This is a genomic window from Coleofasciculus sp. E1-EBD-02 (genome assembly GCF_040218245.1).
Classification (GTDB): Bacteria; Cyanobacteriota; Cyanobacteriia; order Cyanobacteriales; family Coleofasciculaceae; genus Coleofasciculus.
In genome coordinates this window covers 1-18,799 of the sequence record NZ_JAVJQN010000128.1, presented here as the reverse complement: position 1 = coordinate 18,799, position 18,799 = coordinate 1, and the positions used below count along the sequence as shown (strand labels likewise).

Here is an 18,799-nt window from a genome sequence, read left to right as displayed (position 1 = left end):
AGTTGTAAAACCCGCCCCTACAGGTGGTTAGGGTTCCGGTTGTCGGGGTTGATCACGCGATCGGGGCGGGTTTAGTTACATTGGGGTCAAACCCAAATGATAGTTGTAAAACCCGCCCCTACAGGTGGTTAGGGTTGGTTTTGAATCAAGGTTATTATCATGGCAACTGCTGAATTTGATTTTCTGGCAGAATTGAATTATTTTTTGCCTCCAAACAAGCGTCATGTTCGTTTTCCTCATGAGTTTAAAGGGCGAACCTCGATTAAGGATATGATCGAATCCCTGGGGGTTCCTCATCCGGAAGTGGATGCGATTTTGGTTAATGGAGAATCGGTTGATTTTTCCTATATTGTTCAAGATCGCGATCGCGTCACGGTTTGTCCAATTTCAGTGTTAGATGAAATCAATCCCAGTATCCGGGTGAGTCCCCCTGAACCCCAGGAGTATCGATTTGTTCTGGATATTCATTTAGGGAAATTAGCCAATGCGTTGCGGTTGTTGGGGTTTGATACGCTGTATCGCAATGACTACGCTGATCCAGAGTTAGCCCAAGTTTCTGCCGATGAGCAACGGATTCTGTTAACTCGCGATACCCGATTACTGATGCGTTCTATCGTGAGGTATGGGTATTATGTGCGCTCCAAAAACCCCGATCAACAAATCGTTGAAGTCTTGCGTCGCTTCAATTTATTTGATGCTATTTTACCCTTTCATCGGTGTATCCGATGTAATGGGGTATTAGTACCTGTTGAAAAAGATGCGATCGCGGATCAGTTACCGGAGCAAACGCGACAATCCATTGATGAGTTTCATCGCTGTCAAACCTGCGATCAGATTTATTGGCAAGGGTCACATTTTGAGCGAATGCAACAATTTATTGAACAGGTTATGGTGGCAAAAAATTAAGGAAGAGGTTGGCTCAACCCATATTGGTGGTGAATCGGCTATTTTACTCAAGCGGCAATTTTCAAGATTCCCTGTCGTTTCCGTTCTATTTCCATATCCATGCCTATTTGCTGAGGTGTGAGAGTAATTTCTTGGCGCAGGCGCTCAAGTTCGTTATGGATTTCAGAGGGAACGTTATTTTCGGGGTAGAGTTCAGGGTTTGTGAGAAATTCGACTAAGTTACGAGCTTGGCTGCGTTCGACGTATTCTATGGCTTTAGCATAATCCTGTAGCTCTAGACAAACTTCTACCATGCATTGGTAGATAATCTTCCATTCTTCCGTTAATTTTTGTTTAACCTCATTGCCAGATACTACCTGACTTTGCAGGACTTCCACAGTATCAATAGCCGCAGCAAAGGCATTGTAGGCGTTACTTAATTGTCCCATATTACGGTAGGCAAGACCTAGATTAAATATAGTTTCTGCATAATCTTGAGGAAAATAATCGCGAGTACGTATCTCCAAAGCAGCTAAGAAACAAAAAATTGCCTGTTCCAAGTTTTGGATTTTGTCACCCTTAATTCGGTTAGCGTAGGCATTACCCAGATTATTTTTGGTTAATGCCCACATTTGGGGATAGTTTTTAGCAGTATAGACTTGCAAGGCATTTTTGTAAGCGTTGATCGCTTTTTCCAAGTTTTGTGTCTTGTTACCCTTTATGCGGTAAAAGTAGGCAATAGCTAGATTGTTTTGAGTGGCTGCCCATTGATTAGGATACCTTTGACGGGTGCGAACTTTTAGGGCTTTTTTATAAGCTGTAATTGCTCGTTCTCGATTCTCTGTATTATCACCCTGTACTCGCTCAACATAAGCAATACCTAAATTGTTTTGCGTGTCTGCCCACCTATCGGGCAACCTTTCAGGCGTACAAACTTGCAGAGCTTTTTGGTAAGCATTGATGGCTCTTTCCAAGTTCTCACCACGATCTCCTTTTATACGGTTACGATAGGCTTCACCCAAAGTATTTTGAGTTGTTGCCCATTGTTCGGGAAACCTCTGTTGAGTGTAAACTTGCAAGGCTTGTTGGCAAGCTGTGATCGCTTTTTCCATATTGTCTGCCTTATCGCCCCGAAGCCGATTGATATAGGCATTTGCCAAATTATTTTGTAGACTTGCCCAACCTTCTTCAAATCTCTCACGAGTTAAAACTATCAGCGCTGTTTCATAGCCAGCAATGGCAATCTCTAGGTTGCTTGCTTTATTACCCAGTGGAAACTCCTGAATTTTTAAGCTCAGAGAACAAATATTTACGACAATCTCGCTTGCTTGTACCAGGTTAACGTTTGATAGAGTACTGCTCGCCCAGCTCCGTAAAACTTGAGCAAAATTATCATCGAGTTTATCTATATTGGCTTGAAGAAGTGAGTCTACCTCCTGTGGATTACTTTGGCTCTTTAGCACCTGAATCAAGAAAAGACGATACACTTGCTCCTGTAATTCTTTGAGCAGTTCATTAACAATACGTTTAGCAATATTCCCTGTTTCTTTCACCGTCTGTAAACGTGCCAAAATCTTATCATCGACAGAGACAGGGAAATTTAATTCTACAAGATTGAGTGATCGCAAGGAATCCGCCGCCGCTAGCGTTAACTCGTCATTCTCGCTTGCAATCATATCCAGCAACAACGGAATTGCCTGATTGATATCCCCCCAGTCAAGAATTTCCGCACAGCGCACCTGCCAAGCAATTGAACGATTTTTCCAGCTAGTATGAAGTGTATTCCAATCTAGGCGTGTCAGTTGTTTAACCAGATCACAGGCGTAGAACTCAGCATCATCATACCAATAGTCGTCGGAAAACTCTTGGCTCAAATACGTATCTAGCTTTTGGAACGTTGTCATAGTACCACCGCCTTAGAATTGGATTGGTTGACCGCCAGTAGGATAAGAAGAGATCACATTGCCCAAAGCATCCTTGATTACTACCCAGTCTACGACATCAATCGTCTGTCGATGCAAGGTTGCTCGATCTTGTAAACGAATAGCGAGCGGATCAGTACGAGCAACTTGATTAGTCGCATCGATAATCTTGTCATCACTCCAATTATCTGGTGCTAAGGTAGACTTCTTGCGCTTAGAGACGTTACCATCTGGAAATTGTTTAATCAGCCTTACCGTTGTTGTACCATCTGGGTTGTTACTCAGAATTTCGACATTGAAATCCGAACGGCTTTTAATTTTGGGTGAGTGTGCGCCTATCAGTTTATTAGAAATACCACCGGGGGAGTGGGGATTTAGAACTCGCTCCCCATAGAGGATTTTTTCTCGCATTTAATAAATATTACTGAAAATCGGGTAAAAATCAGCTTTCCCGGCAGACTGAGAGCGGGTGACAACCTCACATTAATCCCCCTTATCCCTTAACAGGAAACCCAAAACGAACCGATTACTGATTATATACCGTTGTGATCGCACAGGCTAAAATTGAACCAATTCAGCCTAACAGTGTATATCCGTTGAAAAATTGAATGACGCCCCATTGCCCATTGGTTAACCATTGCGGATCATCTTGATTCAATCGCTTAATCTGATCCGGTTTTAATCCAGCCGCGACTTCAGCTTTGAACGTGCGTAGGGCGGCAAATGGTGCAGGAAAATAGCAAACAATATCGTCCCAGGGCGTCGTATAATCCCATTGGCGATCGCCCAGTAAACGGCGATAATTGGCATCTCCTTTAATCATCACGAATTGGGATTGATTCAATTCACTGCGCCATGATTCTGGCATATCCCAAAAGGCGAGAGGCGCTGTCCAATAGGAATCCTCGCAGCAGATTATGTCCCCGTTGTCAATATAATTTTTGAGACGTTTTCCTAAAGATTGGACATCCTGATGGCTATGGTGACAGAGAACCTTAATGGTGTGGTCAACATCCTTAATCATGGCATCAGACACCAATACCGGGTGAGGCTTTAAATGTAAGTAAACAGGTTGAGCGATTCCACTGTTTACTAAAAAGTCAGCTACACACAAATCACAGAACAACTCAAACCCAGCATTATCCACAATTAAATCGATGCGAACTCCCTTAAGGTGAGCAATGTGATCGGCAATTTGGGGTGTATGATCAACTAACAGATTTGCCTGTTCGCGATAGGCTTCAATATTCATTCGCTGACTCTCTCCCGCGTCAGTGGGGAACAAGCTTAAGTCAATGCGATTTCCCCAAAGGGCAAAATAAAAGAGGGCGATTAAATCGATGTGCTTCCATTGTCCTTGAGCATCAACAAAGGTGTTAATTTTGCCACTCATTGTCTCAATGGCGGACATTACCTTTGCCAAACTGCTGTGTTTTTGGGGTTCAAAGGGATCGACTCGGTGCCATTTTCCCGGTTGAAAGTAGTGGGTGGCTTCCAAGATGCGACGGTAGAGATAGACTTCTGCGGGATACCAGGGAATATCAATCCAGCGCTTTCCCTGGTAGGGTGACATATAGGTATTCCACGCCTCTAAATCCGGTTGAGTTTCATCCTCAAGCGATCGCACGATTCCGTAAGGCAATTCTTGACGTAGACGCTCCAGATTCTGAGTAATCGAGGCGGGATAGTTGTTGGATGCGATCGCCCGTTGGATAATTGTGGGCCACCGTTGCGTCAGTGTCTGGTGGGCAAAAGAACCCTCCTCTGACATCATCAGGGGGGGTGGGATGGGGATACAGGGTTTAGTGGGGGACATAATGAGATGAGCGCGATCGCATCGGCTTGTAGTAGGGAACCTTAGCCCTATATTCCGTTACAGATTACCATAGGCGATCGCACAAAATAATTATCCCAGATTCCCCCATATCCATTCGTAGGGGCGGGTAATGGGATTCAATTGGGCGGATTACCGATAACTCGCTACAACTTAGCCACCGCACCATCTCGACGGTTGTCGCCAGCACCGACAAGTAAATTATCAGACGTTTTCATCACCGTATGAACCCCGCCAAAAAACAAATTCTTTTCCCGCCAACGCACAACCTGTTGGTTCGTCAATAATGGATTAAGTATTTCCGCTTCAGTTAAACCGGGTTCGATATGAAACCGACCATTTTCTCCATGGGTTCTCGGACTATTCACCGCTTGCTCAACCGTCATATTAAAATCTAAAATATTAGAAATAACTTGTAAAATAGCCGTCCTAATCCGATTAGAACCCCCTGACCCTAAAACAACTTCCGCCTGATTCTTCTGCAAAACAATCGAGGGAGACATCATCGACGAAATCCGCACATTTTCTTGCCACTGATGAAAGCCTTGGGGATTTAAGTCTTCCTCTCCTAACATATTATTCACCATAATCCCTGTCCCCGGAATCACATAACCCGACCCTTCCCCGTTAGACGTGGTAACACTAGCGGCATTTCCTACCTCATCGATAACACTTATATGGGTGGTACTGCCCCATTTATTTACCGTTTCTGCTAAGTCTTGTTGATACTGGGCAATAGAATCGTCAGCTAAAAATTGATCAACAATATTCTCTTGATACAAATAATCATTCAACCCCTCCTGTCTGGCTGCATTTGTCAACTGCATAACCTGTGCCAGAATTTCTAAATGACGCGCACTGCCAAAGCCCAGATTCGCTAACTCAACGGTAGATAATAATTTTAATGCCCAAGCTATCAATATTCCGCCGGAACTGGGAGGCGGGTTGGTGAATAATGTATTGCCTCGATAATTGACCGTTAAAGGTTGCCGTTCGATGACCTGATAATGCTTTAAATCGTCTAAGGTTAAATATCCGCCAAATTCCTGACAATCGTTGACTAATTGATGAGCAATATCTCCTTGATAAAATTCCCGAACTCCCTTTTTCACTAAATACGCTAATGTATCGGCAAAGGCGGGCATAGTTATCGTTACATCGGGTGCGACAGGTTTCCCAGTGAGAATAAAAACATTTTGTCCGTTTTGATTCGCCATAAGAATTGGCGTCAGAACTGAAGTTAAACAATAGTATTGAAATCGATTTAATTTAACCCCATGTTTCGCGTAGTGAATCGCTGGTTCGGCTATAACATGGAAGGGTAAACTACCCAATCGTTGGTGAACGTGAAACACGCCAGCCATATTTCCGGGAACCGCCATAGAACCTAGTCCAATATGAAACTCTTGGATAGCACCACCAAAATTAACATCAACGGGATAAAAATTAATTTCATTCTCAGGACGTTTTTGACGTGGGGTTTGGCTAAAAAAATCAAAGAGAATATTTTGATTTGTTTGGGTATGGGCTAAGAGGAAACCGCCTCCCGCTGCTGAGGTGAGTCCCGGTTCCGTGACAAAGGAGGCAAGAATCGCTGCAACCGCCGCATCAAACGCATTACCACCAAGGCGAAACATTTCCCTACCCGCCTCAGCCGTTTTGTCATGTCCAGCCGCGATCGCGCCGCGTGTTTTTTGTGTCATAACGGTTAATGTCTAGTCCGAATAACCACCAGAAGCTTTTGAGTTATAGCAGTTATTCACATCATCATAACTAGCATCAGGATCAGCATACGGTTGTGACAGTTACCAAATTGTCTGGTTTTTCAGCCATCAGAGTGAGGGTTCGCGGCGCGATGTATAGGACACTGTTATCCCTTAACTACTTATCCCACAATGATTTAGACAGTCTATCTCAGATGAGGAATTGATGTAGTAACTTTTGACAATTAATAAAAGTGGCACATCTCTTGTTCGGTGAATTCCATTCAAACCTTTAGCGTTGAATACAACATAAACTTAGCGCCACAAATGGTCAAATGGTAACTACTCATCCCCGTAAAAAAGCATTTTTTGCGTTGCTACTGCTTGTATCTGCTGCCAGCCTAGGGATAACCATGGCATTATATATTGCACCAGGTTCTCTAGGACAGATGATATTTTCCCTGTGCAAAGTCTGGTTATTGGCACTCCCCCTAGTCTGGTTTATTTGGGTGGATCATGGCAAATTTAGACTATCCCTACCGAAAAAAAATGAATTGTTAGTAGGTACACTATTAGGACTGTTGATGTTTGGGATTATTCTCAGTGCCTATTGGCTGTTAGGTCAACAGTGGATTGATGTGACAGATGTCCAGACTAAGGCAAAGCAAGCAGGTATTACTAGCCCAAAGATTTATCTGGGTGGCGCATTGTATTTTACGTTTATTAATGCGCTAATTGAAGAGTATATCTGGCGTTGGTTTGTGTATAAAAAATGTGAAGTATTGGTATCTGGGACAAAAGCCGTATTCTTGGCTGCGATGCTATTCACTCTCCATCACATTATTGCCTTAGCCGCTTACACTGCTGATTGGGGGGTCGTCCTATTAGGTTCCTTGGGCGTATTCATTGCTGGGGCAGTATGGTCATGGTGTTATCTCACCTATCGTACCTTATGGTCAAGTTACATCAGCCACATTCTGGCAGATTTAGCGATCGCAATTGTGGGTTGGCATCTGCTGTTTGGGTCGCTACGATGATAACAAGGATATTTCTACCTGTAAATTCTGCCTAGCGCGTTCCTCGAATTGATTGAACATCGGATTCGTTAAATAGAGTCGTTCCCGTTGGCAAAAGTTCTGTAAAATCTGTTTTCGTTTAGGACGATAAATTTGATCGGGAATCCAGGAATATTCTTGTCGAATAGCGTAAGCATAACTATAGTAGTCTAACTCGGCTGTACCCAGAATGGCTAAATCAGCATCTAAGAGAATTTGGCAGTCCAGTTCATTCGCTGAAGCTTGATGGGTTTTAGTCTGCAAAATTAGAGTTTTGATTCGCCTTATTGGTGCAATTGGCAGTTTCAATTGGTTTAATGCCAATTCTGCGTAATTAGCGCTTTTTTCTTCATTGTCGTCTGACTTTGGGTCATAAAAGATATCGTGAAACCAAGCCGCGACCCGAATGATCGAGAAATCCAGGGTAGTAAGTTGGGGCGTGAGTCTATGTTCACGGATCTCTTCAATTGTTGTTAAAACTTGTTTAACATGGTTGAGATTGTGATAGAATCGTTTGGGATTAGAATAAGCAGCAACTAATTCAATAAATAGGTTCTGGCTAAGGTGGGGATTAACTTGAAACGGTTTCATCGCTCTATCCCATTGAGATTTTAAAGCATGAATTGAGCCAGTAAAATGCTGCATAAATAGTGTTACGATAACTTTTTAGACCAGAAGCACAGGAGTTACGATGAACAGATATCTGGATCAAATCTTGAAGCGGCGTCGCTGGTTACTGGTGAGTCTGTTTGTCGCTCTAGCTATTCTCACCTATTTTAGTCAACACGTTTAACAGAACTATTTTCTTTTTCTCTCTTTCTCTCTTGTCCCTTCTCAGAACAACTTGGGCAATGTAAGGGATGCACCCATTCCCTATTTTATTGCCTATTGCCGCAACCACTACTTATCGAGTTTGGCGCTTCCGCAGAGAAGTTCTACCCAAAACAGCCATCATCAGGAGACCTAACACTGAAGTAGGTTCAGGAACAGGTTGAGGATCTGAGGATTCAAACTGATGGGGGATCTGATCATTCGCTAGAGTTTCAGATTCCAACGCTAGAGTTTCAGATTCCAAGCGGCGAGCAACCTCAAAATTCGCTCCAGTTTCCGGCTTGGTGGCTAGAAGAGTGCTGAAGAGTAATTCTCCCTGTTGCAGATTCGCTGTCGATTTTCCTGACCAGAAAAGTGAATCATCAACTCCAGTCGGTGTCCAGTATGCTAAGACGCTGCCGTTAGGATAATTCTCATCTCTACCATATAGAGTTACGCCATTATGACTTCCCGTTGTGTTTTTGAAGCTAGAAATCCAGGGTGAAGAGTTGGCTAGATCCCCTATCCAATCGGTCAATGGACTGGATGAACCAGAAGGAGCATCTCCCAATACAATCCAACGCCATGATTGCTCAGGTTCATAGCTGCCATCATTGTTATCAACGGAAAGCTCAAAGTCATACTTGAACCATCCTTCATCTTCAGCTTCAACCGTATAATCCAACCGCAGAGGTGTGGCTTGGACACTAGAAGAAGTAAGACTCACGACTCCCAATGTCATTAAAGTGGCGCTAGCAGTAGCCATCGATAAAGTTTTCAGGACAGTTGCAGTGAACATGGTTGCTGGAAACTAAAGGTTTACAAGGACTCTTGTTGGAAGGGAGCCAGCTTGGGAAAGCTGAACTGGATACAAAATAGATGGCTTACATCAGATGAACTTTTCTAGCTTTATGTACGTCAATATTTGTATTTGTCGATTAATTTAATCGTGTCATATACGTAGTTATACCGTCTACTTAAACTACGCAACTTTGCTAAATCTTTTAAATTCATAGCTAAAATTATTGAGTGCTATAAGCGCTGTATTTATTGCTGAGGCGTTATTGCAGCCGTTTTAGCTACTTTAATTTTATGATTTTTTCATAAAGACAAAAGCAAAAAAATAAAATTGTGAATTTATGAAAAGTTTATGTAATTGATAAAGTCTTTATGAAGGCTTAACACAACGCTCACAATTGAAAAACAGCCTAGATTTCATTGAGTAATGAAAATTATGGGAACAGGTTCTTCATCAAAACTTGGTAAAGTGCAATTATTTTTTAGCCAAAGAAAATTCAAGTGAAGTTAAGCGTTCTATTTTGGCGCAACGCCGCAGGTCTTGTGGCTGATTTAATGGAAACAGCAAACCTATTCAACCCATGACCCGTTCCTCTATGTATCACCTTGGCTTTGGGCAAGATGACCTCGGTTCACCGCCGCCTACCCTGGCGCTGTTATCCGGTGATCCGCAACGCGCTTCTCAGATTGCTCAAGACTATTTGCAGGATGGGCGTCTGCTCTCGGACAATCGGGGATTAAAGAGTTATCTGGGCAAATTGTCCAATAATTGCCCCATCGTATCGGCGACAAGTGGGATGGGCGCACCGTCTCTGAGTATTGTGGTGAATGAGTTGGTGCAATTGGGGATTGAGACAATTATTCGGGTGGGGACTTGTGGCTCGATTCAAGAGTATGTCCCGGTGGGTAGTATTGTGATAACCCGTGCGGCATTATGTCGCCAAGGTGCAGCTAATGATATTGCCCCAATTGAATATCCGGCGGCGGCTGATCCGTTTCTCACAGTAGGATTAGTGGAGGCGGCGCGGGAGTTAGGGATTAAGCATTATCTGGGGATTACCGCGTCGGTGGATACGTTTTATGAAGGGCAAGAACGCACCGATTCGGCGAATCCTTATTTAAGGCGTCGGCTTCAAGGCATTACTCAAGAATATCGTCGTTTGAATGTTCTCAACTATGAGATGGAATGTGGCACATTACTGAAAATGGCAGGGGTGTACGGATTTGCGGCGGCTTGTGTTTGTGGTGTTATTGCCCAGCGAACGGCTGGAGAGGGGGTGATTGTCGGTGAGAAAGAGGTGGCTGTGCAGCGTGCGATCGCGGTAGCCATACGTGCAGCCGAAAACGTTGACAATAGGGCTTGTTGAATAAGTGTGGGTAGGGAACAGGGAACAGGGAATGGGGAACAGTTGTAGTGCGAGCATCTTGCTCGCTACTAATACCCAATTTAAATGCATGACAGCTTAGAGTGCGTAGTGCTGTAACTGCTCCTATTGTCCCGCATCGATGAGGTTAACTGAACAGGATTGATCCGACTTCCTCCTCCCTCATCGGGATTTTAGTATAAAATGTTACTCAACTCGTTTCCCCTACTTTCTCCATTAGACGAAAATAAGAGAATAGGGACTAAGAAGAAGAACGGGAACTCTTGAATGTACATCTATCGCACCTCTGGGTTTAATGAGAAAGCAGAACGCTATGGAATTCGCGATCGCATCGATGATCTGTGTACTCAACTGCAAACTCAACGACTCGATGAAGTGCAATCCCGGTTTGAGCGGGTTTATCCTTACCTGAAGCGCCGCATCCTCAACCGCCGCCTGATTGGTCGTATCCTGCATCTGGATAATCAGCAACTATTGTGCTTCGTTGATATCTTTAAACGGGGTGATCACGACTATGAACAGTTTCTGGAATCCCCCCTTGATTATGGTCGCACGCATCTGGAACCCCAACTCGACCTGCAACAGATTCGCGATTGGCTAACCCAAGCCCAATCTCAGCAACAGTCGGTTGCACCCTTACCCGAACTCCCGGAACGCTTGCGCCCTTGGCTTGAGCCGCCGGGATGGGAACGGGATATTGTCCCAGACGATTGGGTGATCTATGAAAGTGAAGAATGGGTGAGACAGTTTGCCACGGTGAAACTGCAACAGGCGTGGAAAACCTACTATCAGATTATTTCCCAGATTAATACCCATACAGGTAAATCTACAGGAAATGGTAATGGTCATCGTGCAGCCATCCCAACCGATAGCTTCGCCGAAACCCTGATTGTTTCCCGTGAACCCCACCTTTCCGAAAATGTCAACCTCTGGAGTGAAAACAATTGTTACGTTCTCTACAGCCAGATTGAAACCACGGATGCGAGTGTTCGCGGTGTCTTGTTTCTCTTAGCCGCGTTTGATCATCCCCCCTCCAGCGCCGAGATTCGGGAAGTGGGAGTGCGAACCACCCTATTTAATGGTGCAAACACCCCCAACCGCTTATCCCAATCCCTGACTATCCACGAATTAACCCCCTTCGCCCGTCGTTCCTATCCCGCTTACCTCTTAGCCGATGACGAAAGTTGGTTAGCGATTGAACGGGGGAGAGAAGCGAATCTCGCCCTTTCCCCCGAAGAAGAGGAGATTCTCCAATCGGTGTCTCGTCCTACCCTCGAAACCGATTCACTCCCCCTATTTATTAATGGACGGGCGGGTAGTGGCAAGTCCACGATGCTGATTTATCTGTTTGCCGACTACTGCTACCGTAAATATTACACCCACCAAGGACATCGCCGTCCCGAACCGCTTCCGGGTAAACCCCTGTTTCTCACTTACAATGAACGCTTATTAGACATTGCCAGAGATGGAGTTAACCGCCTCCTGCGTTCCCACCATCGCTTTGTCGCTGAACGCAGTCCCGGCGATGATATTCCCAATTGCGATCGCTATTTTCAACCCTTTGGTAAATTTCTGTTAAGCTTACTCCCCCCCCAGGAACGACAACGGTTTAATCCAGACCACTATATTTCCTTCCATCGGTTCAAACAACTGTATCAGGGAACCTGTCCCGAAGCCGCCCTTGGCAAACTGATCTTGCATCTTCCCCAATCCCGCCGCTATTCTCCCGAAATTTGTTGGCACATTATCCGCAGTTTTATTAAAGGCTATGGTCAATCGGACGACATGACGCCGGAAGATTATCAGGAGGAAGTTCCCCGCAAAGAACGCACGATTGATGTGGATAAATTTCAGGGAATCTATGACACGATTTGGCAACACTGGTATAAGCATCTAACCACGGAACTGGGTTACTGGGATGACCAAGATTTAATTGCCAGAGTCTTGGAATTGAAGTGTTATCGTCCCGACTATACCGCCATATTCTGCGATGAAGCCCAAGACTTTACCCGCCTAGAATTACAGCTTATTATGCGGCTGTCGCTGTTTTCCCAATACCATTTGGGATACCAACCGATTCCTAGTTTACCCTTTGCCTTTGCGGGTGATCCGTTTCAAACCTTAAACCCCACCGGATTCCATTGGTCTAGCACCCAAGCGGCTTTTGATGCGGAAGTGATTACCGCCCTTGATCCGGCAGATCAGTTAAAGTTGACGGTTAATTTTCAGGAACTATCTTATAACTATCGGTCGAGTCTATCTATTGTTCAATTCACCAATTTAATTCAGCTTTGGCGTCACGTTCTGTTTGACATTGCCGAACTCCAACCCCAAACCGCATGGCATCCGGGTGATTTTCCTGAACCGCAAATGTTTATTCTCAATCAGACGATTCGTGCTGAGGAATTAATTACCTATATCAAAGATACGATTATTATTGTTCCCTGTGAAGAAGGAGAGGAACTGGCGTATGCCCAAACGGATGAAGTATTATCTCAAATCTTTCCACAGTTGAATCCGAGGGAACAGGGAACACCTCGGCTTCGCTCGGTGTGTCACAGGGAACAGGGAACAGAGGAGATGAAAGAATTAACTCAACACTCCACACTATCCCCAGAACCATTAAAAAATGTTTTAAGCGCCATTTCCGCCAAGGGATTGGAATTTAAACGGGTGATTCTGTATAAATTTGGTGAAGAGTGTAGCGATAATGTCTGGAACCTACAAGGCGTTGACCAAAAAGTTAAGGTTGAATACTTTTTCAATAAACTCTATGTCGCCGCTAGTCGGGCAACAGATTATTTATTTATCGTCGATTCAGACATAGGAAACCGTCAACTGTGGCACTATGCCAGTGATGAAGCCTTATTACAGGCAATGCTAGGCTATGCCAAACACAAAAGCCGTTGGCAAGATAATGTGAAAACCCTAACACCGGGTATGCCAAATATGGTCGAGACGATGCGTGAAGATGACCCGGGTGCGATCGCGCAAGAATTTCAGCTTAAAGGTTTACATGCAGAGAATCCCAGTTTACTACGCCGAGCCAAACAATTCTATCGGGATTTAGGGGATATCACTCAAGGGAACTATTGTCAGGCTTGGGCGCTAAAGTTTGAACGGCAGTATCGAGACGCGGGTCATTGTTTCCTGGAGTTGGGGGAATCGAATCAGGCGTGGGATTGCTTCTGGCAGGGGCTATGCTGGTCAGAATTGGTGGCTTGGTATGATTCGCACCCCCAACATCAATCAGCGGCTGAGGGCATCCTGGCGCGGTTTATGGTGACACCTGCTGATGATTTAGCCGCGCTGGATAGTTTTACTCGGTATATTATCAGTCATGAATCATTGGTTATTCAGGGAAATCAACAGGTTAATCAGCAAAAACAATGGCAGCAAGGAATTAAGAACTATGCCCGTCGCATTGAAACCATTCCCAATGATTCCTCAATACCCTCATCACAATGGCAGCAGTTTGGCGAAGTTCTAGCTATCTTAGCCTCAGTGGGTTATCCCGAACTAAAGGTGCAAGCGGGAACCTGTTTTTATCGCTCCCAAAATTATGAGCAAGCGATACAGTATTGGGACGAAAGTAATGCGACTCAAACCCCAGACTATCATCGGGCAAAAGCCTTTACTGTCGGTATGCCAGACGGATTAGCGCATTTGGCACAAGCAGGCGAAGCTGATCAGATTATCAACCAATGGCGGCAAGCTGGCAAACCGCGCGATCGCAAATGGCTGCGCTATGTCGCCCAGGCGTTGGAAATGAAGCAGGAATACCAACAAGCCTGTGTGGTTTATGTGGGGTTGGATGATTTAGCCAAGGTTAAAGACTGTTTTCGACTGGCGACGCGGGATGGAATCAGAATCAAGCTACTACGACTACTTTTCCGTTATTTCTTCCGCCAGAAATACTGGCAAGACGCCCTGGAATTGCTAGAAACGGATTTGCCCAATGTCATTGGTTCAACTGAGGAAAAAGCCGCGTTAAATTTCGACATTGTTTATGAACTAGCAGGTTCAGAATTAATCCCGCAAAACTTGAGCAAAGAGCAACGCCAACACTATGAACAATTTATGAAAGAGGGGGTTTTATCCAATTGTGACTGGCAAGACTACCTGTTGATGCCACAGATAGGAATTGCTCTGGAAAAAGTTGGAGCATTGGTGGAAACATTAGCATTCTACGAGCAATTTGTCAACGAGGCTAACCAGAAACAGCGTCAATTTGCCCGAAAACGTTGGATTGCGACAAAGAAAAAACAAGTGGATTATGTAACGAATCAGGGGAAGCTGAGGAAAGCAGCAAAATTGCAGTCAAATTTGATTAAAAAAGCGCAGCAGTGGGCAATGAATCCCGATGGTATCTCTGTGATTCCCCCATTAGCGCCAAGAGAACGTCCTTTGAGAGATAAGGGAGTTAACTCAAAACCTAGTCAGGGCGGGTTTTGCACAAACGTTACTATCAATAACGAAAAGCAAGTTTCTAAACCTGCCCCTACACACTCAAAACTTCCCCAATCCCCTAAAACTGAGCAACTGGCGATTACTGGATTACCCCCAGACGTAATAATAGAGGAATTTGAGAATGGGGTGATCGGATTTACGGTGCGTCACTTAGCAATTAAGGTAATGAAATCAATCCATCACGTCTTAATTACCGATATTCTCAGTAATCGAGAGGTACGTGTAGATTGGGCAAAATGCCAGGTAAATTTAGGAGATGCGACGGTAGAAGCTGGGGAGAGTCAACAGTTATCCTTTTCGCTGGTTGCTAGTGGCTATCGGAGTGTTCTATTCTGTAATCAGCCAGAACCACGACTGGAATTAGAAATTGAGGGTTGTCAGAATCGGATTGCGATTTGTTTGTAGTCAGCACTTTAGTGCTGGGAAATCAAGCATTTGAAGCCACTAAGTAGGTGGGGACAATTAAAGTTAACGGTGGGGATCGTCATTCGTCATTCGTCATTCGTCATTTGTAAGGGTTTGAGGCTTGTTAACATAACTTAACATGGTTGAGTTTATTTCCACCAACCTACTTAAAGTGGCTACTACAAATGATCGCGCGGGAGCATTCATTTTAAAGGGATTGCATCTGTGTGCAATCAAGCGGATTCAATAGGAGTCTATTTTCCCTAGCATTCCCCTTAGTCGTCTTTAGACGACTTGGGCTTTTAGCCAAGAATTTGAATTCTTGGCGAATGCCAGGGTTTACTGACAAAAATAGCGGCAATTTTTGTGTCTGATTAAAATTGCAACCCCACGCCACCCTGCACCGAAACCGCTGTTCCGCCTCCGTTACGATAGGCATCAAAGGCAATAATCGCATTCCCAAAAAGCACTGTACTGCCCCCAGGAACAACATAATCAATCCCCGGTTGCAAAGCAAAGCTAGTTTTATCTCCCACCGGTGAGGGCGTATCACCACTGGCAAACGCCGCACCCGCCCCCAGATAAACATCCGTTTGCCAGTTGAGGGGAAAATCATAAGAAATAGTTGGCACCACCGCCGTACCTGCACCAATCAGGGCTTGCGCTCGCAGAGAGACAGGAAGTTCTAAGAGTTTGTACCGTACCGCCAAAACTCCCCCAAATTGCCGCCCTTCACCGCGATCATCTTCTTCAATACCGAAAGTACCACCAGCCCCGACATAACTACCATAAGCGGCTTGAGCTGATGCTGATGTGGGGGTAAACGCCATACTCGCGAGTACCGCTGTGACAAGGGTTACGCTGATGCCAATAAAATGTCGCATATTCGGACTCCTCAGTACTGATGTCGCTGATTTTAGCTTGTGATCTACCTGACTTTCCATGGGGCGTCTTGAAACGCGAGCAGATCAAGGAGATTAAGGAATCTGATTCAAGCGTTTGAATCACTCAAAACCCCACAGGAGCATATCAGGGAAAGTCGGGGTGGCTTTAATTCATTGGGGTGAGAGAACGTCCCTCGTTTTCCCTGTTTAACCTTCTTCAAATCCTCAATACTGAGAATCTTTATAGAAGACCAATCAACTTTCTTCAGAACCTGACCCAACATCGATTTAATTTCGGCGTGGGTATGCTTTTGACGCTTTTGAAACCCCTGAATTCGTTGATAAATATCTTCTCCAACTACCTGGGAGTCACTGAATACGACGCCGTTTTTGTAGTTAGAATCCATCCCAACTACCTGACCTGATGTTCTCAAGGGAGGTCTAACTTTCTCAAAGATCAAATCAATCCACAATCGCCCTTTCTTCAATCCCATGCGGATCGTTTTAGAGAGTTGCCATCCCTGAGCTAACCGTTGATTGATTACTGAGGTGGACTTGAGCGGGATAACTAACTTGGGCGCCCCCGATCCAATCAGTTTGACGCACCAATCAAAGCCCTTTTTTTCAAAGGGTTCGATGGTGGCGAAGTGATAGAACAATGTAACTGTGTGCCATTTTAGCTGGGGTTTCCGTTTTCTATCTTTCTTGTGTTGAGAAAAAACACACTCACTCGCTTGTTTGGCAAGTGCTTGCCCTAAACGGGTTGTGATCCCAAACTTTTTCTTGGCTCGGTGCACTGTTGGCAGGTCAGCCAGTTTCCCCGAAAAATCTTGACGTTGCCAAAACAAGTCAACAAAATACTGCATAACATCGTGGCATTGACCCAAAAATTCGCGCACAATTTTCGACTTACCCACATTCAAATCATTCAGGTAAACCCTAGCTGTACGCCTCATCAAATTTTTGTTTCTTAGAAATGCCATCATGCCGTTGTCATGTATGGGTAAGGGTCTTTGTACACCTGAGGGAGAGATTGTTCAAGAGTTCACCCCCCCAATAGCCGCTTCGGTTATTTTATGTCATCTTAGCTCGACCCAATATAAAATAATAGCAAATAAAGTCAAAATATTGGAGAATTATTTACAATGCCTGATATTGTCGATATTGCCGTTAGTGCGGATTCATTCCAAACCCTGGTAGCTGCTGTACAAGCGGCTGGTTTAGTGGACACTCTTAAAAGTCCTGGTCCTTTTACAGTTTTTGCACCCAATGATGCCGCTTTTGCTAAGTTGCCACCAGGAACCATACAAACGTTGCTCCAGAATATTCCCCAGCTTACGCGAATTCTGACGTATCATGTCGTTTCCGGGAAATTGACTCAAGCTGATTTAGCCAAGGTCGATTCGGTAACTTCTGTTGAGGGTTCGTCTATCCGAATTGACTGTTCTGATGGTTTTGAAGTCAAAAATGCCACGGTTGTTGCCCCTGACATCGAAGCGGATAATGGTATTATCCATGTTATTGACACGGTAATTCTCATGGGGTAAAGTCACCATCAAAAGGAGGATCAGACCCCATTGAGTAAAGGGCGACCCGACCCGATTGAGTGGGCGGGTGTGGTTAATTGATGTAAACGGGTCGCCCCTACAGGTGGTTAATTGATGTCCTATCGAATCAGGTTGATTGCACACAGCGGTAATCACGTCATAATGAGCGTTCCAGCCATGTTTCGTGAGGTTGTTTAACCCGATTTGATGTCAGATTTACATTTCAGGTGGGCAGTATTCAATTAACTATGTTAACCTGTTGATTTTGATGCTAGTTTAGAGTATTGATCGCCTGTAAATCCGGCAACGTCAGAAGATATTGAGAAAAATTCTATTTTGGCAGCAGCCTGTTGAATTATACCAGAATTTTGTGGACTAGACGACCCCCACGTTTTATTGGCGAAATGAAAATAAAAGTTAACGGTCATCCGGATTGTGCCGTTTCCCTAATGAAGACAAAAGGAAAGCCAAACTTGTAAGGTTGAAGCAGTCATGACAATGAAGAACGGTCAATGCCACTCCTGTGGATCTTATCAGATCAGAAGTAACAAAAACCGAAAATTTCCCGCACTGAATACGATGACGCTAGGACTAGGAAACTCCAGCGCTCGTTATGCTTCACTGGATACGTATGTTTGTGTCAATTGTGGCTATGTTGAAAGCTATGTGGCATCAGCCGATGATCTAAACTACATTCAAGAGAACTGGGCAAAAGTTGAAGCGCCGTCTGAGAATGGAAAGCGATCGCCCAAAAAAGTTGAATCGCTTCCTTCTAGAGCGCACGAGGAGTTCAAGCGCCAAGCCATGCATGGTTAATCCTGTAGATGGCATAATTTGAGGATATCATTCTTGCCAATACCGCTTCTAAAAACCTAGACAAACCTACCCACAAGTAATTCTGTCTTGGTATAAGTCCACGGTGTAACTTTTGGTCGATGACCGTCAACGCTGACGCTTGGTTGATACCCGGCATTGTTGCTCGATATCAGCCTTAACCAACGGCTCCCAGTTAGAGACACTATAGTAATCGTGTCTACGATTGACTACAGGGCATCGACCAATAAAACTATTAAATTGATATAGAGCACTCCATACGTGCTT

14 protein-coding genes are annotated in these 18,799 nt (G+C 44.6%); 6 read left to right on the top strand and 8 right to left on the bottom strand.

The window, feature by feature from the left end; genetic code table 11:
* Positions 1 to 159: 159 nt before the first annotated feature.
* The gene (locus RIC07_RS21120; protein WP_446396237.1) at positions 160 to 906 is read left to right on the top strand and encodes a Mut7-C RNAse domain-containing protein; all 747 of its coding nucleotides are present in this window, start codon (positions 160 to 162) and stop codon (positions 904 to 906) included.
* A 47-nt stretch (positions 907 to 953) separates the two neighbouring features.
* Here the strand turns inward: RIC07_RS21120 and RIC07_RS21115 are convergent, their stop codons facing one another.
* The 4 genes from RIC07_RS21115 to ggt form a co-directional block, all read right to left on the bottom strand.
* Positions 954 to 2,789, bottom strand: coding sequence for a hypothetical protein (locus RIC07_RS21115; RefSeq protein WP_446396236.1), 1,836 nt, complete (start codon positions 2,787 to 2,789; stop codon positions 954 to 956).
* 12 nt (positions 2,790 to 2,801) lie between these two features.
* Positions 2,802 to 3,218, bottom strand: a complete 417-nt coding sequence (locus RIC07_RS21110; RefSeq protein ID WP_446396235.1) for an EndoU domain-containing protein — start codon at positions 3,216 to 3,218, stop codon at positions 2,802 to 2,804.
* Positions 3,219 to 3,381: 163 nt separating this feature from the next.
* Complete coding sequence (locus RIC07_RS21105; RefSeq protein ID WP_446396234.1) at positions 3,382 to 4,623, bottom strand: damage-control phosphatase ARMT1 family protein; 1,242 nt, start codon at positions 4,621 to 4,623, stop codon at positions 3,382 to 3,384.
* 164 nt (positions 4,624 to 4,787) lie between these two features.
* Positions 4,788 to 6,344, bottom strand: coding sequence for a gamma-glutamyltransferase (gene ggt / locus RIC07_RS21100; RefSeq protein WP_446396233.1), 1,557 nt, complete (start codon positions 6,342 to 6,344; stop codon positions 4,788 to 4,790).
* Between the two features lie 335 nt (positions 6,345 to 6,679).
* Between ggt and RIC07_RS21095 the strand changes: the two genes are divergently transcribed.
* The gene (locus tag RIC07_RS21095) at positions 6,680 to 7,381 is read left to right on the top strand and encodes a CPBP family intramembrane glutamic endopeptidase (protein WP_446396232.1); all 702 of its coding nucleotides are present in this window, start codon (positions 6,680 to 6,682) and stop codon (positions 7,379 to 7,381) included.
* Here the strand turns inward: RIC07_RS21095 and RIC07_RS21090 are convergent.
* Both RIC07_RS21090 and RIC07_RS21085 read right to left on the bottom strand, forming a co-directional pair.
* Complete coding sequence (locus RIC07_RS21090; RefSeq protein ID WP_446396231.1) at positions 7,373 to 8,044, bottom strand: HD domain-containing protein; 672 nt, start codon at positions 8,042 to 8,044, stop codon at positions 7,373 to 7,375. The genes RIC07_RS21095 and RIC07_RS21090 overlap by 9 nt on opposite strands.
* Before the next feature lie 259 nt (positions 8,045 to 8,303).
* A complete protein-coding gene (locus RIC07_RS21085; protein WP_446396230.1) occupies positions 8,304 to 9,008 on the bottom strand; it encodes a PEP-CTERM sorting domain-containing protein in 705 nt (234 codons plus the stop codon).
* Between the two features lie 580 nt (positions 9,009 to 9,588).
* On the opposite strand from RIC07_RS21085, the gene RIC07_RS21080 reads away from it, so the two are divergent.
* Together RIC07_RS21080 and RIC07_RS21075 are read left to right on the top strand one after the other, a co-directional pair.
* On the top strand, positions 9,589 to 10,374 hold the full coding sequence (locus tag RIC07_RS21080; RefSeq protein ID WP_446396229.1) for a nucleoside phosphorylase: 786 nt from the start codon (positions 9,589 to 9,591) through the stop codon (positions 10,372 to 10,374).
* Between the two features lie 285 nt (positions 10,375 to 10,659).
* The gene (locus tag RIC07_RS21075) at positions 10,660 to 15,267 is read left to right on the top strand and encodes a hypothetical protein (protein WP_446396228.1); all 4,608 of its coding nucleotides are present in this window, start codon (positions 10,660 to 10,662) and stop codon (positions 15,265 to 15,267) included.
* A 374-nt stretch (positions 15,268 to 15,641) separates the two neighbouring features.
* Here the strand turns inward: RIC07_RS21075 and RIC07_RS21070 are convergent, their stop codons facing one another.
* Together RIC07_RS21070 and RIC07_RS21065 are read right to left on the bottom strand one after the other, a co-directional pair.
* Positions 15,642 to 16,151 carry a hypothetical protein gene (locus RIC07_RS21070; protein ID WP_446396227.1) on the bottom strand — a complete coding sequence of 170 codons (510 nt, stop codon included), beginning with the start codon at positions 16,149 to 16,151 and terminating at the stop codon, positions 15,642 to 15,644.
* 107 nt (positions 16,152 to 16,258) lie between these two features.
* Positions 16,259 to 17,107: a hypothetical protein gene (locus RIC07_RS21065; protein ID WP_446396226.1), complete on the bottom strand. Its 849-nt coding sequence runs from the start codon at positions 17,105 to 17,107 to the stop codon at positions 16,259 to 16,261.
* Between the two features lie 189 nt (positions 17,108 to 17,296).
* Here RIC07_RS21065 and RIC07_RS21060 point away from each other — a divergent pair, with 189 nt between their 5' ends.
* Entirely contained in the window at positions 17,297 to 17,698 is a 402-nt protein-coding gene (locus RIC07_RS21060) for a fasciclin domain-containing protein (RefSeq protein ID WP_006098369.1), read from the top strand.
* A gap of 492 nt (positions 17,699 to 18,190) precedes the next feature.
* Positions 18,191 to 18,514 (top strand): hypothetical protein, encoded by a 324-nt coding sequence (locus RIC07_RS21055; protein WP_446396225.1) that lies wholly within the window; start codon positions 18,191 to 18,193, stop codon positions 18,512 to 18,514.
* The last annotated feature ends 285 nt before the right edge of the window (positions 18,515 to 18,799 follow it).

Bases quoted from the DNA above. Each gene is read 5' to 3' on its own strand.
- RIC07_RS21120 (WP_446396237.1), top strand. From the start codon at position 160: ATGGCAACTGCTGAATTTGATTTTCTGGCAGAATTGAATTATTTTTTG.
- RIC07_RS21115 (WP_446396236.1), bottom strand. From the start codon at position 2,789: ATGACAACGTTCCAAAAGCTAGATACGTATTTGAGCCAAGAGTTTTCC.
- RIC07_RS21110 (WP_446396235.1), bottom strand. From the start codon at position 3,218: ATGCGAGAAAAAATCCTCTATGGGGAGCGAGTTCTAAATCCCCACTCC.
- RIC07_RS21105 (WP_446396234.1), bottom strand. From the start codon at position 4,623: ATGTCCCCCACTAAACCCTGTATCCCCATCCCACCCCCCCTGATGATG.
- ggt (WP_446396233.1), bottom strand. From the start codon at position 6,344: ATGACACAAAAAACACGCGGCGCGATCGCGGCTGGACATGACAAAACG.
- RIC07_RS21095 (WP_446396232.1), top strand. From the start codon at position 6,680: ATGGTAACTACTCATCCCCGTAAAAAAGCATTTTTTGCGTTGCTACTG.
- RIC07_RS21090 (WP_446396231.1), bottom strand. From the start codon at position 8,044: ATGCAGCATTTTACTGGCTCAATTCATGCTTTAAAATCTCAATGGGAT.
- RIC07_RS21085 (WP_446396230.1), bottom strand. From the start codon at position 9,008: ATGTTCACTGCAACTGTCCTGAAAACTTTATCGATGGCTACTGCTAGC.
- RIC07_RS21080 (WP_446396229.1), top strand. From the start codon at position 9,589: ATGACCCGTTCCTCTATGTATCACCTTGGCTTTGGGCAAGATGACCTC.
- RIC07_RS21075 (WP_446396228.1), top strand. From the start codon at position 10,660: ATGTACATCTATCGCACCTCTGGGTTTAATGAGAAAGCAGAACGCTAT.
- RIC07_RS21070 (WP_446396227.1), bottom strand. From the start codon at position 16,151: ATGCGACATTTTATTGGCATCAGCGTAACCCTTGTCACAGCGGTACTC.
- RIC07_RS21065 (WP_446396226.1), bottom strand. From the start codon at position 17,107: ATGAGGCGTACAGCTAGGGTTTACCTGAATGATTTGAATGTGGGTAAG.
- RIC07_RS21060 (WP_006098369.1), top strand. From the start codon at position 17,297: ATGCCTGATATTGTCGATATTGCCGTTAGTGCGGATTCATTCCAAACC.
- RIC07_RS21055 (WP_446396225.1), top strand. From the start codon at position 18,191: ATGACAATGAAGAACGGTCAATGCCACTCCTGTGGATCTTATCAGATC.